Origin of the sequence: Chryseobacterium sp. (genome assembly GCF_019236175.1) — a bacterium.
In the GTDB taxonomy this organism is placed as follows: Bacteria; Bacteroidota; Bacteroidia; order Flavobacteriales; family Weeksellaceae; genus Chryseobacterium.
The window spans coordinates 93214-107275 of record NZ_JAFAJM010000012.1 but is presented as its reverse complement, the minus strand read 5'-3'; the positions used below and the strand labels follow the sequence as shown (position 1 = coordinate 107275).

Sequence of the window (14062 nt, the reverse complement as noted above, 5' to 3'; positions counted from 1 at the left end):
ACCCGGCAGGAATGTAAAAGGATGCAAAAACCTATCAAAATAGGCCATAATAAATTTTTATTCATATAGTGTTATAATTTAAATAATTCTTTTACCGGTGATAAATATAAGAATATATTATAAATCTCTATTACGGGAATCCTTACAAATTAAGATATTTCAGTTGACTTACTTGTTGATAATCAAAACATTCATAATAAAAAAAGGGACTATTTAAAGTCCCTTGCTTTTTCTTTGACTGCTCAAAAATTTGTCAATTCATGTATCTGTGCATAGATTTCTGTAGTGATTGGCGTGGAATGCCCAAACTGTTTTTGAACAGCTTCAAGACTCACTCCATCTTCAATACTATCATTAGCTTTTTTGTGTTTGTTTAAATACATAAACTTTTTAATTCCTAATTTCTTTATAACTTCAAGTTTTCAAACATTCTTTGCAGTGTTTATTCCTAATATATTAGGGCTGCGCTTAAAATCATTTGGGGAAAAGCAATTGTATTTTCTTGTCCGTCCAAAAACATAATAGTCAGGATTACTTAAATCCATTTTTGCAAGATCTTTTCTTAAATCTTCTGGAATCGGGATGATTCTTTTTCGTTCTGTTTTAATTAATTCTTTCTGAAAGAACAAGCAAATCTTTATCTCCAACACCCAATATAACCATTGAGCACTTCATAAGCCTAAGTTCTTTAGGTCTCAATCCAGTATAGTACAATGTTTTTAGCCATACATTATAATTAGGGAGATAATTATTAAAATGATCGACAACCTTAGTTGGTTCTTCCGGAATTAATGGAATATACGGTCTCTTTTTATCTTTTTTAAGGGAACCCACATCTGTCATTATATTTTCCTTAACAAATTATTTCTTTTTAAGCATTCCAAACATGGAACTTAAAAATCATTCTTTTGAAATTATAGTAAGAATTTCCCCAGGATCCTTCTTTTTTAAGATTTTGTAGAACTGTTTATAAATGTACAGTCTTTAACTCAGAAATTGGCTCCATATGCCAATTAAGCCTTTTAAATTCTTCGTTAAAAATTCGAGCCGTAGTTTTGTAATTGTCTAGCGTAACAATTGTATTTGTGCTTGCAGGCTTTGAGAACTTAGATAGTTTTACTAACTTTTACTATTTATTTTATTTACTATTTTTAATAGTTTGATTTCCTAATGGTTATAAAATGCATTTACTCTTTGATATTTAATCTTGGAAAATCCATAAGTCCCATCATTAATATATTTTACATTTTACAATCAATTAACTTTATGACTAAAAAAAAGACAAAACATACCAGAGTATGATTCAAAGCATATCATTTATATATTGCTTGCATTATATTTGCTGCATATCAATTGCTAATGAATTATATTATCTCCTAACAAATTATGGAGCTTTAGCAACTTTTGTATGGAGAATCTTCTGGTAAATATTTATTAAAGGGAGTAATCCACTTTATGATTTTATGTCAATCCTAAGTTAGACTGTTGCTTTAAAAACATACTGTAACATGCAGCAAATTACGATACCCGTATTACGCTGATGATCCTACATTGGGAATTTACATCCACTTATCACTAACCACAAAAATTAAAAGTATGTTTTTTAAAGAAGAACTTCTACACTCCATCGGAGCTGTAGAACAAAATTATAAGCCGGGAGATTATATATTCCGCGAAGGCGGAAGTCCCAAATTTTATTTTCAGATTGTTAATGGTGATGTTAAACTAAATAACTATAATAGTTCAGGTAAAGAATTTATTCAAAATATACTAAGTTCAAAAGATCCCGTAGGAGATTATATGTTATATCTGGAGCAGACATATCCCGTAAATGCTGTAGCTCTTTCAAATTGTACTATTATTAAATTATGCGCAAGTACCTTCACACGTTATTTAGACCAGCATCCGAGCCATTATGTAGAGCTCTGCAAATCATTATCAAAGCACCTATACCGTAAATTTATTCTCATGCAGAAAATTTCTTCTCCGAGTGCCGTTGAAAGGATTAAGGAAGTATTGGAGCTCATGAAGCAGGAGCAAGAAAATAAAACGCCATTTACCTATGAAGTTCCCATCACAAGGCAACAATTAGCTTCTTTAACAGGATTATGCGTTGAAACGACTATCAGAGCTATAAAAAAGATGGAGCAAGAAAAAATAGTCCGAATTACAAACCGAAAAATTATGTATTAATCTTTACGTAGGCCTGATCATACAATGGGGACAATTATATTAAAGTTTAATACTATAGATAAAAGGAATGTTCTTTCGAGCATTCCTTCGTTATAATATATAATACATTATTCGTTTCTTTACAAAAAGAGAATCACTTTTGAGGTTCTTCATTTAAATTTAATCTACTTAAAATTCCAACTACTTTCTATTTTCATGATTTTTAGGGAACTTGCCAAACTTCTCATATAAATTGTGAAGCTCATCAAGTTCATCTTCTGTCAAATCTTCAATATAGACAATTCGATTGTTGGCTTTGTCATGAGCTGAAATCAATTCATTAAGCTTTATCTGTATGGCTTTAGAATCTTTATTCTGTGCTTTTTGTATTAGAAAAACCATAAGAAATGTAACGATGGTGGTTCCCGTGTTAATAACCATTTGCCATACTTCAGAAAATTTAAATATTGGCCCGGTAGCTGCTCAGATAATAATCAAAATACTTGCTCCGATAAAAGCACCTGGACTTCCTGCAAAACAGGCAGCCCAATCTGCAAATCTGTCAAAAAAATTCTTTTTCATTTTAATAAACTATAGGTAAAAATTATTACTAATATTGAAGTAATGACCGAACCTTAAGAGTTATGTAGTTAGATAAATAAAATTCTTACTGCCCAATCAAAGCTTTTTATATGAGTTGCCAATTTCGAAAAAATTGGTTCAGTTTAATATGATCAGGATCACTTCGATATCTACTTTTTATCGGAGATTTGTGTCGAATGTACAACAAAAGATGCATTTCTTCAGTGACATACAGATCAGTATGATTATAGTGTTGAAAAAGAAAATTCTCTAAAAATAATTAAAGTAATTATATATTTAGATCAATAGAAGATGCTCCTTTAAGCACCTTCCATTGAGTAAATACACTTTTTTATGGTTGCCCATTACCACCTGCTGCACCATATATATGTCCAGTTGTAAAACTGGCACTGGTATCAGCAAGCTGAACAAAGATCGAAGCAAGCTCAGCAGGCTGTCCCGGTCTGCCGAGTGGTGTATCTTCACCAAACTTTTCAATTTTTTCTTGTGTTTGCCCTCCGCTGATCTCAAGAGCAGTCCAGACAGGCCCTGGAGCGACACCATTCACACGTATTCCTTTTGATCCCAATTGCTTGGCTAATGATTTGATATAGCTTGTGGTCGCTGCCTTTGTTTGTGCGTAATCATATAGATCCTCAGAAGGATCATAAGCCTGTACTGATGAAAGACCAATGATACATGATCCTGCTTCGAGATATGGCAATGCAGCTTTTATGATCCAAAACGGTGCATAAAGATTGGTTTTCATAGTCCTGTCAAATTCTTCAGTACTTATATCCATTATAGATTCATGCGTTTTCTGATGACCAGCATTATTTACCAGAATATCAATACCGCTCAATTCCTCAACCGCCTTAGATACTAATGTTTTACAGAAACTTTCATCTCTTATATCTCCCGGAATAGCAATAGCTTTGCAACCTGCTTTTTTTATGAGAGCGATTACCTCTTGAGCATCAGCTTCTTCTTCAGGAAGATAGTTTATTGCTACATCAGCTCCTTCCCTAGCATATGCTATAGCAGCTGCTCGTCCGATACCGGAATCTCCACCAGTAATTAAAGCTTTTCTTCCTTTCAACCTTCCGGAGCCTATATAACTTTTTTCACCATGATCAGGAACTGGATCCATCTTACCTGCTAATCCTGGAAATGGCTGAAACTGGCTTTTAAAAGGTGGTTTAGGATATTTTGTTACTGGATCTGTCAATACTGAATCCCTTTGATTTTCTTTTTGTTGTAATGAAGATTCTCTTGAATTGATATGGGCCTTTGACACTTCCTCACTCATTTCATTACTTTTTGTAGTCTGCTTTTTCATTAATAAAGTATTTGGTGTGATAAATTGATAATGAAATTTTAGCAACTATAAGACCATTAAATAACGTATTATCAAAATATGGTACCTAAAAATTAGATTCTAACTGCGAACAGCGCTCACTAATTAAATTATTTAAGTGTAATTACTCCTAAATACCGCAAATCAAAGAAAATAAAAACCCATCACTTACCTTATTCAATTCCAAAACAACACCTACCTTTTAATATATTACATGCTCAATATTAAGATATTACAATCGATCTTTTTCACACAGCACAATCATTGTACGTTTTATTCAATAAAGTACAATGAAAGCAATTTGGAACGGCGTCATTGGCTTTGGTTTAGTCAATATTCCTGTAAAGATTTATTCCGCCACAGAAACCAGCAAATTGGATTTGGATATGCTTGATAAATCTGATTTTTCAAATATTAAATTTAAAAGAGTCAACGAAAAAACAGGCAAAGAAGTGAAATGGGAAAACATTGTTAAAGGTTATCTCATGGACGATAAATACATCATTCTTGATGATGAAGATTACGAGGCTTCAAGTCCTGAAAAATCTAAAATTCTTTCCATTGATCAGTTTGTAAAAGAAGTGGAAGTCAATTCCGTTTATTTTGAAAATCCGTACTTTCTCGAACCGCAAAAAAATGGTGAAAACGCATACCAATTGCCGTTAAATCCCTTTAATTCAAAGAAAACAGCTTCTAAAAGAACGAAATTTCCAACCATAAATTTTAAAGAAGAACCCATATCAACGCTGGGAATTCATAAAATTCTTCTTAATTCGTAACCAATACTTTATCTCCACTTTTAGTGACTATTTTCATTGTTTAAAAAAGTGTTGTACCAGTTTCGTTCAGCTATTCCCCACGATCTTGCGAAAATTCTATCCTCTACGATTACCATCCAGATGTCCAAAAAACGATGATCTTCCGTCCCAGCTTTTATTCTTGTTAATATCCCCGAATCAATTAATTTTTTTTACATTCTTCTTTTGTCATAAAAATTTTATTTAAATGTCCTATTCTGTCAGCTCAACAAATCTGCTTTTGTAATCCTCTAAATCTGAAAAGTTTCGAAGATTTTCGGAATGTAATGGAACTTTTCTATTTTCCATACTCCATCTTCTTTAGTCATGGTTAATATGTAGAAAGCCACATAACTTTTATCTTTCCTTATCTGATCAAAATACGTTGGTACAATTCGACCACGAATATCTCTCTGCTATCCAATCCTGTTATTTACCTATTTGAATTAAATTTTCATATCTGTTCCAAGGCGCATCCAAATCATTTCCAATAACAGGAGTACGATCACCATATTCCCAAAATCTCTGTACTATTTTGAATGTCTTTATACCGACAAAATCAAAGGCCTCCCGTAAGGAAGCCTTCGAAACACCAAATCACAAAATATTAATATGAAAAATTTAATTTATAAAACTGTGGCAGTATAAGTTACTGTTTGCGTATAAGTTCCGGCCGGTTTACCTAAAATATCAGACGAAGATGATTTCGCTGCCGGAATAGTGTAGTCCAAATTCAGTGTTAATGCGCTTCCAAGCGGAGCATTTGATACCAGCGTTTGATCGGTCGCAGATAAAACAACAGCGCTTTTCGTTCCGCCCATGGTTCCGGCAGCTGTAGCTGCTTTGAGGGTCAAAACATTAACAGGGATTACGTTGGTTCCATTCATGAAATTAGCACCTCCCGCTTTTACTTTTACATTAAAGTTCTTCGTTGAAGTAACTTTTAAAGAATTGGTCTTAGTAACGGTTTGATCTGAGTTATAATCTGCTGCAGTAGCATAATTAAAGTCAACCGTATTACCGATGGCAGTACTTCCCGCATCAATAGAGATTACATCATTCAGGGTGATATTTACAGTTGTGGTTGCTGTAGTATTTTGTGCCTGAACATTGTTAGTTCCCAGTATAAAGGCTCCGATAGTTAAGACTGATATTACGATTAGTTTTTTCATGATGATCATTTTTTATTTTTACTTAATTATTCTATTTTGTATACTGCAAATCTACAGCAGCGATAAAAGTTTCTTTGTAGTGGAAAATGGAAGTTCATGTAGTAAATTAACTACACCCGTTCGTAAATAGAAAAGCCCTCAACACTTTCTGAGTATTGAGGGCGTATATACATTGCTGTTATCTTTATTATAAAACTGTCGTAATATCAATTACCCTTTGCGTAAACCTTATCTGTAGGGTGCAGCGTTTTGCTTTTTCTGGTGAGATAGTTTCTGTTGAGCATGGTTCTTATGCCGATATTGGATGGAGCTTACTGTTCCATCCAGTGTCCAAATTGCTTTCTGATTTAATCATTCCATCAATGGTTCTCCGAATGGTATATACTCATAGCAAGTTCATCTTTTTTCTGAATTAATATAAAGAAAAAGCACAGACAAACAAAGACTTATTTTTCCAATAAAGATTGTTATTAATTTTTAAAGCGAATTTGTGGTAAATATTAGCTTAAAAAAACATTTATTAAAAATGAGTTTGTAATTCGTGTTTCGTTTGGCTCAATCGAACCAAATCATCTATAAAAGTGTTTGAAGATACGCTCGTTAAGGTCACAAGACCGCCAATTGAAGATTTCATTATTAAATATCGTTTTTTTTTTATCTCTTTACTCTACATAGTCCTCCAGATTTGGATCAAGTTTAAATGAAATGATCTATTCCTATTCTCAAAAAGGATAAGAACAGTCTTCATATTTATTTGTGCTCCGAGTAATGTGGAGGCTAAATTTTCTTGTAGCTGCTTAATTTAAAAATTTAGTTATTTTCTAATTATATTTCCAAATTATTATGCCCTTTCTGGCAACTATGAATATTTTTCAAAAAACAAAAATAAACGGAATAATTGGAGGGTATCTTTTGGGCTTGTTTATAGGTGTAAATGCCATTTTCCACCTGAGAAACTTCCCTTAATATAAAGCCAGTGCTATAGTCTTTTTGTCTTTATTTTTCACTTTTAAATTCTTGATTTTTCATAATAATTTGATTCACTTTTAACTTATTTGAGGAAGGGACATTTATATAAACTTTGAAATCAAAACGCCTTATCGCTGGAATCAAAATATTCATATATACTTTCTATTCGCAATAAATCTTCTTTAAAAAAATTCGAGAAATTATCCGTTGGGGCTACAACTTTCCTTTGTATAAAGCATTTTCAAATATATCACCTTCGCTTTTATCCCCTATTATTAGGCAAAGATCCTTTTTTACCAGTCGTTACTTGTTTCGTGCTTTTTGTTCATGGCTTCTTTTAAATCCTTTATATTAAGGAGTATATTTTCTTGAAGTACATTTTTAATATCCAGCCATGCTTTATCATTTGGTTCTCCCCATGTCGGCTTTGGAGCTTTTTCATTTGTTGTAATCAAACCATAGTCTGTTTTTCTGCAACCATAACCTCCCGATCCACTGTGTTCAAATGCATGAAATACATATTTATACTTTCCCTCTTTCACATAGATATTAAGCCTTATTTTTATGGGACCTTCCACACACCCAGATCCAAAATAGCTTTTCCTATTTCTATAATCTATTATTCCACTGGCACTAATCTCACCAATACTTTTGTCTTCAACATCTATACTGCTGGTTTTCTTATTAAAATTTTGACGAACCCATGTTCTAGCCCTGTTATACAATTCTTCCTTTGTAATTGTAGAACCTACTTCTACAACTTCTTCATATTTTAACTCTTGAGAATAAACGCTAACATTTAAGCAAATTATAATAATTGATAAAATGTTTTTCATAAGCAATATTATTTAAATTCTTTCCAGAGCAGTTCCTTGTCATTATCTGATAAATCTTCAAACTCTTTCTTAGATACGTTAAGTCTTTTTAAGTTCCTATCAATATACTCATCCATTTTTTGAACATGGAGCTCCCAGAAATTTTTTAAATTTTTCAGGTACATTAAAGTTATGGTTGCCACATAGGCTTCATCAAACATTCCTATTCTGCTTTCTACTTGTTCTCTGTTATCAAATTTTACCTTAAGTGGTTGCTCTCTATATTTTATAAAATAATCTTTTAATAATGCATTTTGTAACGGCAGACTACTATAATTTTCCAAATTTAGCATCTTCCCGTATGCCAGCTTTAAATCTTCTCTATGGCTCTGCCTTAGTTCAATATTTCTATCATAAAGCCTCAAGCTATCAAATTGAAATTTAGCCTTTTCGTATCGTAAATATAGATCATCATCCCTCTCATAATGGTCAAAGCCCATTGATAAACTATCAATTGATGGAACTTGTGCATGCATAATATTAGACAATAAAATTATGACCAGTAAAATTAATCTCACTTTTTGTTTTTCCACAAATATAGAAACATTCCAGGATGAGAATCTTACGGAATTCCGTATCTATGGGAGTTTTATGAATATTACCCAATTATTATGCAAAAACAAAAGCTCCTTCATGATCATGAAGGAGCTTGCAAAATCTGATGCAAAAATGAAAGTAGATTGACATCAAATGTATCAGATCTATTTCGTTTATTTTATGATGCGGATCATATAATATATTATTTTACACCGGATTTCGCCTTTTCTGATTCTTTTAAATGATGTTCCAGTGTGGGAAGGGTTTTAGCCGCGAAAGATTTCAGAGAGGCTTCTGTACCGTTGGCGGCCTGTTTTTTAAATTCTTCAATATCTTCTTTGTGATCACTTACCATCAGATCCGTATAAGCGCGGTCGAAGTCTGCTCCTTTTTTAGCTTTCAGCCCATCATATATTTTTTGCTGATCTGCATCCAGAGCAGCAGGTAAAGTATATCCTATGGCTGATGCCCATTTTTTAAGCTCTTCATTAGCTTTGCTGTGATCGGAAACCATCATGGCTCCTAAAGATTTTACGGTGGGATTCGCGGCATTGGTTTCAGCAAGTTTTCCCATCATTACTTCCATGAGGCCTCCTTTAGCAGCCGCATCTGCAAATTTTTTATCCTGATCACTGAGCGTAGTCTTCGTTCCCTGAGCTCCTGTTACAGCCGCAGAGTCTTTAACTGCCATACCGGAATCCACAGGTGCAGACATCGGAGGATTTCCATCAGATGAGTTTACATTCGGGGTTTCATTTTTTTTACAGCCTATCAATACTGCTGCTGCAAAAAGGGATAAGACATAATTTTTCATAATAATAAATTTAAATTGGTGATGTATAGCAAATGGCTATATTTATATTACTGAATCTTCATTTTGTTCTGCCGGAAAAAACAATAGTCTATTTTTCAAAAATGAACTTTATGATTCCTAATGTCCGAAACTGAAAAATACCGGTCATTCGAATTTATCAATTAAAAAGATAACCGCTTTATGATTCAGGTCATATGAGCAGGTGATGGTATTTTTGAAATTTACTTATTAACAATAACAAAAGGAATAGTTTTCATTCTTGTACGGAATACTCAATGCCATTACCTTTGCAGAGATGAATCAATGTCAATCCGGGTTATGAAATTTATCTTTGTACTGGCAGTAAGCCTGTTTTCACAGTCTATGCTTTCTCAGGTAGGCATACATACTGACACACCTAAAGCCATCTTCCACGTGGGCACTGCTGCTAACACCCCCTTTAAAGGCATAATAATACCCGTAATTTCTTCTGCAGAAGCATATAATATGCCTTTGACTAATGATCAGAATACTATGCTGGTTTATATTCAAGACGGGGGAAAGAATACGTATTATGATAAAATGAAATATGTATATTATCCGGGCTATTACTATTGGAGCCAGAATTACTGGATGCCACTGGCTTCACCATTGATGCAGATGAAAGGTTCCGCACAAAATGACGAATATTCTTCAGCTTTTCGTTTATTTAAAAATGCAAATAGTCCGAATTTCGGACCATTGGGTAATAATGCCGTTGATTTATCTTATGCGTACACTTCTTCCGGCAGAGGTGCTACAGGAAATAACAGCTTTGCCACCGGAATTATGAATACTTCCTCAGGGGAAAGATCCTCTGTTTTCGGAGGCTTTAACACAGCTTCCGGCAGCAACTCTATGTCATGGGGCGGTAACCTCATCAGCCAGATCGGAAATACGGCTTCCGGCAGCAATTCTACAGCATGGGGTCTGCAAACTCAGGCAATCGGAGTTCTCTCGACCGCTTTTGGAAATAAAACAAGAGCGTACAGCGGATATGAAACCGCATTAGGCGCTTATAATACATCATATCTCCCTGTTAATGAAATCTATGACAATCAGTTTACCGAAGCATACAACAACAGCAATCGCCTTCTGGTTATAGGTAACGGAACTATCGGTGCATCCAGCGATGCTCTCACTCTTTTAAAGAATGGAAAAGTAGGTATTGGCATCAATAATTTTGAAACAACAACCAGTGATTCGAAAGTACAGGTGAAAGGCTCTATAAAACTAAGTGCAGAAAATCCGACATTGGGAAACAATACCTGTAATACTGCTAATCTCGGTAAAATTATTTTTGTGGAAGATAACTTCTATGGCTGTAAATCCACAGGCTGGGTGCTTTTAAATTCATAATAAGATCCGTATCTTTACTCCCATGGAAAATAAGGAAGAAATAGAAAGACAAATATTGGAAATTGTAAGGAAACAACACGAAAAATCTGCAGGAACCAACGGCTGTTTTTTTGATGAATTTGATCATATTCTTAACCTGCCTATCAAAGAAAGAACAGCGTTTCTGGAACAAATGGCCAGGGAGAAAAAAATTTCAATCGGGCAAAGCCTGAATTCAAGGAAAATATTACTTCCCAAATAAATCTCACCTATTTTAAATATATAAACAGACAATAATGGATCATCAGTTTGAGATACCGGTAACCTATAAAGGACAGGAACTTCTTTTTCAGGGGCGGTTAGCCACATTCACTTACGGGTACAAACTTTGCGTTGATGTCGATGGCCATGAAGTCATCATTGAACGGGATGACTCTGGTGACCTGCGGGCCATTCTTCCGGATTCTTCTTCAAATCCCGTGATAGAAAAAGAGCTTATCGAATCTATTATTGAAGTTTTTAATGAACTTCAGGTTTTATAAGACTCAAAACATGATCCTTCCGGCCGTTCATGAATGTAAGAAGTCGATTCCATCCTGAAAGCTTTAAGACTTTGGCCTTTATGTCTTTTGAAGAACTTATTGATGTGGCTTTCATCAGCAAACCCAAATTCATCAGCAATTTCATGAATCCTTTTATCACTGAAACGCAACCTGTGCTCTATCAGCCTTATTTTGTAAGAAGAGATATACTGTTGAACAGATTCATTGCAATGTTTTTGAAAATAACTTCCCAGATAAGTGGGTGAGAAACCAAATTTTTCAGCCATTACGTCAGCTTTCAATAATTTAGGAAAACGGATGTGCTTCTGTATATACTCCAATATCAGCAATATCCGGTGATCTGCCTGTGCTGAAATATACTGCGGCCTTACAACAGCAATATTTCTGGCTGCAATAACAATTAATGCATTGACTAAATGTCGACTGATATCTTCATTATAAACGGATTCGGATATTGTAATTTGTCTCAGATTCTGAATGAGTGAAGCTACCATTTTTTGATCTTCCTGACCGGATAGAACTGAACCGGGCAAGTGAGAGGCATAATACAAAAGACACTCTATATGATCTATGCTTTTCCATTGGAATTCTTTAATATACTGCGCTCCAAAACGGATAACCATAAATTCACATACTCCCTGCAGATTAAATTCATGACAGTCATTAGGAGTGATCAACAATAAATCTCCCGCCGCAAAATTCTTTATATTTTCATTCACCACATGGTTCCCGATACCGGAAATCACGTAAATCATTTCAAAAAAATTAAACTGCCTGTCCCGTTGTAGACAACTGTCTATATGCTCATAAAAGACTTCCAGACTCTGGTAGATATTTTCTCTTGCCATCCTGTAAAGATACCTAAATAAGCTTAAATTATACCTGTTTTTTAAAGCATTACCGGTCTATTTTTGTCATATAAACTGAAACTAAAAATTATTCAGTAAAATTTTAAAATTAGAACAATGAAAAAAATAACAGTGATCAACGGTCATCCGGATAAAGAGAGTTTTAATACAGCTATAGCCCAATCTTATATTCAATCAGCTAAAAATGCAGGCGCCGAAATCCGGTATACTGCAATCGGAGAGCTGGATTTCAATCCCAATCTTCAGTTTGGTTATCGGAAAAGCATGGAACTTGAACCTGATCTGGTAAAAGCACTGGAAGATATTCACTGGAGTGAACATCAGGTTTGGATACATCCTATATGGTGGCTCGGAATGCCTGCTGTTATGAAAGGTTTTTTTGACAGAGCATTTCTTCCGGGTATTACATTTAAAAGAAATAATGGAATCAGCGAAGGGCTTCTTACCGGTAAATCATCAAGGATCATTACCACTTCCGGAGATCTTTCAGAAGAAGAATATGAAAATATCTACCAATCCAGTGGGCTTTTCCAGCTTAAAAACGGGATTTTGGAATATTGCGGGATATCTTCAGTACAAAATCATTTTATCGGACCTTTCTGCGATCTTAATGAAAACGATAGAAAAAACTGGCTGGATACCATAGGGCATTTGGCAATTGCCGACAGCAGGATCAACTAAAAAGAGAGGTATAATCCTCTCTTTTTTATTTCTGATTGGTCTTTTAATTCAAAAAATTCTTACTTCAATTCGATGAATAATTCTTCCTTAGATCTTCTTACCTTTTCCAGTTTTCCCCACCAGTCATGATCTTCATCCTTGTATCCAACAGCCATCATCACAGTACTCTTCAATCCCTGCTCAGAGAGCTTCAATAATTGATCTACGGCCTTATTATCAAAACCTTCCAGAGGAGTGGCATCAATTTCCAGATCGGCTGCTGCCAAAAGGCCGAAACCTAAAGCGATATAAGTCTGCAATGAAGCATTTACAAAATGCTGATCCTTTGTTTTCTTATCCAGCATATCCAATAAATTTAAACGGTAATCATCCGTTGCACCGGCAGGCAGATTACGAACCTGATTACTAAATTCAAAAAAAGAGTCTACTCTTTCTGTGGTATATTCATCCCATGCCGCAAAAACAAGAATATGGGAGGCCTGTACAATCTGCTGTTGCTGGCAGGAAATTGGTTGCAATTTTTCCCTGAGTTCTTTATTGGTAATCACAAGCACTTTAAAAGGCTGTAAACCTGAGCTGGAGGGTGCCATACGAATCGCCTCTAATATCTGATTCATTTTTTCGGTTTCTATTGTTTTACCGTTATAGCTTTTAGTTGCTGATCTCCAGTGTAATGCTTCTTTTAATGACATAACTTAATGTTTTACTTATTTTTCTTAGTACATTTTCTAAGAATATTCCGCTCTTTCCTGTTTTATTTCCGGACCGGCGGGTTATATTCTTAATTTCTGCTGCAAAGTTACCTGTTTATCAGTATCATTTTGCTACCTGTTACCTTTAAGTAACCAGTTACCTACAGGTAACCATTTTGTCTTCTATTACATTTTACCACCTGATTTTCATACCTTTGCCTTATGAAAAAAGAAAAGACGGAGCTTGATATTGAATGCAGAAACCATATCCGGGGGGTAAGGGACACGATCTATTTACTGGACGGAAAATGGAAAACTATTATTATCAGCTATCTGTATTTTGTTGGCAAAATGCGCTTTATGGATCTTAAAAGACAAATGGATGGTATTGCGTCCAAAACCCTTTCGAAAGAATTAAAGGATCTGGAGATGAATAATCTGGTTATTAGGACCCAAAATAATACAATGCCTGTTTCCGTGGATTATGAACTTACGGATTTTGGGAAAAGCCTGCATGATATTATAGATACCATGGGAAAATGGGGGATGAAATACAGAAAAGACCTGCTGCAAAAAGAAAACTAAGGAAAAATACGGTTAACTACCCTCTGTATAAAATGATAGGA

16 protein-coding genes and 1 pseudogene are annotated in these 14062 nt (G+C 34.5%); 8 read left to right on the top strand and 9 right to left on the bottom strand.

The window, feature by feature from the left end:
* Positions 1 to 603: 603 nt before the first annotated feature.
* Positions 604 to 843, bottom strand: coding sequence for a hypothetical protein (locus JO178_RS10085; RefSeq protein ID WP_291934969.1), 240 nt, complete (start codon positions 841 to 843; stop codon positions 604 to 606).
* Positions 844 to 1596: 753 nt separating this feature from the next.
* Between JO178_RS10085 and JO178_RS10080 the strand changes: the two genes are divergently transcribed.
* Entirely contained in the window at positions 1597 to 2193 is a 597-nt protein-coding gene (locus JO178_RS10080) for a Crp/Fnr family transcriptional regulator (RefSeq protein ID WP_291934967.1), read from the top strand.
* Between the two features lie 180 nt (positions 2194 to 2373).
* On the opposite strand, the pseudogene JO178_RS10075 reads toward JO178_RS10080, so the two are convergent.
* Together JO178_RS10075 and JO178_RS10070 are read right to left on the bottom strand one after the other, a co-directional pair.
* Positions 2374 to 2643, bottom strand: a pseudogene (locus JO178_RS10075) (low affinity iron permease family protein); the annotation flags it as partial.
* A gap of 463 nt (positions 2644 to 3106) precedes the next feature.
* Entirely contained in the window at positions 3107 to 4093 is a 987-nt protein-coding gene (locus tag JO178_RS10070; protein WP_291934965.1) for an SDR family oxidoreductase, read from the bottom strand.
* 308 nt (positions 4094 to 4401) lie between these two features.
* Between JO178_RS10070 and JO178_RS10065 the strand changes: the two genes are divergently transcribed.
* Positions 4402 to 4890 carry a Ku protein gene (locus JO178_RS10065; protein ID WP_291934963.1) on the top strand — a complete coding sequence of 163 codons (489 nt, stop codon included), beginning with the start codon at positions 4402 to 4404 and terminating at the stop codon, positions 4888 to 4890.
* A 644-nt stretch (positions 4891 to 5534) separates the two neighbouring features.
* On the opposite strand, the gene JO178_RS10060 is transcribed toward JO178_RS10065, so the two are convergent.
* The 3 genes from JO178_RS10060 to JO178_RS10050 all read right to left on the bottom strand — a co-directional run bounded on the left by JO178_RS10060 (position 5535) and on the right by JO178_RS10050 (position 8400).
* Positions 5535 to 6080 carry a peptidoglycan-binding protein LysM gene (locus JO178_RS10060; RefSeq protein WP_291934961.1) on the bottom strand — a complete coding sequence of 182 codons (546 nt, stop codon included), beginning with the start codon at positions 6078 to 6080 and terminating at the stop codon, positions 5535 to 5537.
* Between the two features lie 1262 nt (positions 6081 to 7342).
* Entirely contained in the window at positions 7343 to 7885 is a 543-nt protein-coding gene (locus tag JO178_RS10055) for a DUF4468 domain-containing protein (protein ID WP_291934959.1), read from the bottom strand.
* Positions 7886 to 7893: 8 nt separating this feature from the next.
* Positions 7894 to 8400: a hypothetical protein gene (locus JO178_RS10050; protein ID WP_291934957.1), complete on the bottom strand. Its 507-nt coding sequence runs from the start codon at positions 8398 to 8400 to the stop codon at positions 7894 to 7896.
* Positions 8401 to 8419: 19 nt separating this feature from the next.
* Between JO178_RS10050 and JO178_RS10045 the strand changes: the two genes are divergently transcribed.
* Complete coding sequence (locus JO178_RS10045) at positions 8420 to 8608, top strand: hypothetical protein (RefSeq protein ID WP_291934954.1); 189 nt, start codon at positions 8420 to 8422, stop codon at positions 8606 to 8608.
* A 55-nt stretch (positions 8609 to 8663) separates the two neighbouring features.
* Here the strand turns inward: JO178_RS10045 and JO178_RS10040 are convergent, their stop codons facing one another.
* On the bottom strand, positions 8664 to 9275 hold the full coding sequence (locus tag JO178_RS10040; RefSeq protein WP_291934953.1) for a DUF4142 domain-containing protein: 612 nt from the start codon (positions 9273 to 9275) through the stop codon (positions 8664 to 8666).
* A 318-nt stretch (positions 9276 to 9593) separates the two neighbouring features.
* On the opposite strand from JO178_RS10040, the gene JO178_RS10035 reads away from it, so the two are divergent.
* Genes JO178_RS10035 through JO178_RS10025 form a run of 3 tightly spaced genes read left to right on the top strand, consistent with a single transcriptional unit; the run spans position 9594 to position 11173 of the window.
* Positions 9594 to 10652: a hypothetical protein gene (locus JO178_RS10035; protein ID WP_291934951.1), complete on the top strand. Its 1059-nt coding sequence runs from the start codon at positions 9594 to 9596 to the stop codon at positions 10650 to 10652.
* Between the two features lie 22 nt (positions 10653 to 10674).
* Positions 10675 to 10893 carry a hypothetical protein gene (locus JO178_RS10030; protein WP_291934949.1) on the top strand — a complete coding sequence of 73 codons (219 nt, stop codon included), beginning with the start codon at positions 10675 to 10677 and terminating at the stop codon, positions 10891 to 10893.
* 34 nt (positions 10894 to 10927) lie between these two features.
* A complete protein-coding gene (locus JO178_RS10025) occupies positions 10928 to 11173 on the top strand; it encodes a hypothetical protein (RefSeq protein WP_291934947.1) in 246 nt (81 codons plus the stop codon).
* Here JO178_RS10025 and JO178_RS10020 read toward each other — a convergent pair.
* Positions 11161 to 12042 (bottom strand): AraC family transcriptional regulator, encoded by an 882-nt coding sequence (locus tag JO178_RS10020; RefSeq protein ID WP_291934944.1) that lies wholly within the window; start codon positions 12040 to 12042, stop codon positions 11161 to 11163. The two genes, JO178_RS10025 and JO178_RS10020, sit on opposite strands and share 13 nt — an antisense overlap.
* A 117-nt stretch (positions 12043 to 12159) precedes the next feature.
* Here JO178_RS10020 and JO178_RS10015 point away from each other — a divergent pair, with 117 nt between their 5' ends.
* Entirely contained in the window at positions 12160 to 12744 is a 585-nt protein-coding gene (locus JO178_RS10015; RefSeq protein WP_291934942.1) for an NAD(P)H-dependent oxidoreductase, read from the top strand.
* Positions 12745 to 12803: 59 nt separating this feature from the next.
* On the opposite strand, the gene JO178_RS10010 is transcribed toward JO178_RS10015, so the two are convergent.
* Entirely contained in the window at positions 12804 to 13436 is a 633-nt protein-coding gene (locus JO178_RS10010; protein WP_291934940.1) for an NAD(P)H-dependent oxidoreductase, read from the bottom strand.
* A 222-nt stretch (positions 13437 to 13658) separates the two neighbouring features.
* Here JO178_RS10010 and JO178_RS10005 point away from each other — a divergent pair, with 222 nt between their 5' ends.
* Positions 13659 to 14021, top strand: coding sequence for a helix-turn-helix domain-containing protein (locus JO178_RS10005; RefSeq protein ID WP_291934938.1), 363 nt, complete (start codon positions 13659 to 13661; stop codon positions 14019 to 14021).
* Positions 14022 to 14062: the final 41 nt, after the last annotated feature.

Coding starts and splice junctions, on each gene's coding strand:
- JO178_RS10085 (WP_291934969.1), bottom strand. CDS start 843: ATGACAGATGTGGGTTCCCTTAAAAAAGATAAAAAGAGACCGTATATT.
- JO178_RS10080 (WP_291934967.1), top strand. CDS start 1,597: ATGTTTTTTAAAGAAGAACTTCTACACTCCATCGGAGCTGTAGAACAA.
- JO178_RS10070 (WP_291934965.1), bottom strand. CDS start 4,093: ATGAAAAAGCAGACTACAAAAAGTAATGAAATGAGTGAGGAAGTGTCA.
- JO178_RS10065 (WP_291934963.1), top strand. CDS start 4,402: ATGAAAGCAATTTGGAACGGCGTCATTGGCTTTGGTTTAGTCAATATT.
- JO178_RS10060 (WP_291934961.1), bottom strand. CDS start 6,080: ATGAAAAAACTAATCGTAATATCAGTCTTAACTATCGGAGCCTTTATA.
- JO178_RS10055 (WP_291934959.1), bottom strand. CDS start 7,885: ATGAAAAACATTTTATCAATTATTATAATTTGCTTAAATGTTAGCGTT.
- JO178_RS10050 (WP_291934957.1), bottom strand. CDS start 8,400: ATGCATGCACAAGTTCCATCAATTGATAGTTTATCAATGGGCTTTGAC.
- JO178_RS10045 (WP_291934954.1), top strand. CDS start 8,420: ATGACCAGTAAAATTAATCTCACTTTTTGTTTTTCCACAAATATAGAA.
- JO178_RS10040 (WP_291934953.1), bottom strand. CDS start 9,275: ATGAAAAATTATGTCTTATCCCTTTTTGCAGCAGCAGTATTGATAGGC.
- JO178_RS10035 (WP_291934951.1), top strand. CDS start 9,594: ATGAAATTTATCTTTGTACTGGCAGTAAGCCTGTTTTCACAGTCTATG.
- JO178_RS10030 (WP_291934949.1), top strand. CDS start 10,675: ATGGAAAATAAGGAAGAAATAGAAAGACAAATATTGGAAATTGTAAGG.
- JO178_RS10025 (WP_291934947.1), top strand. CDS start 10,928: ATGGATCATCAGTTTGAGATACCGGTAACCTATAAAGGACAGGAACTT.
- JO178_RS10020 (WP_291934944.1), bottom strand. CDS start 12,042: ATGGCAAGAGAAAATATCTACCAGAGTCTGGAAGTCTTTTATGAGCAT.
- JO178_RS10015 (WP_291934942.1), top strand. CDS start 12,160: ATGAAAAAAATAACAGTGATCAACGGTCATCCGGATAAAGAGAGTTTT.
- JO178_RS10010 (WP_291934940.1), bottom strand. CDS start 13,436: ATGTCATTAAAAGAAGCATTACACTGGAGATCAGCAACTAAAAGCTAT.
- JO178_RS10005 (WP_291934938.1), top strand. CDS start 13,659: ATGAAAAAAGAAAAGACGGAGCTTGATATTGAATGCAGAAACCATATC.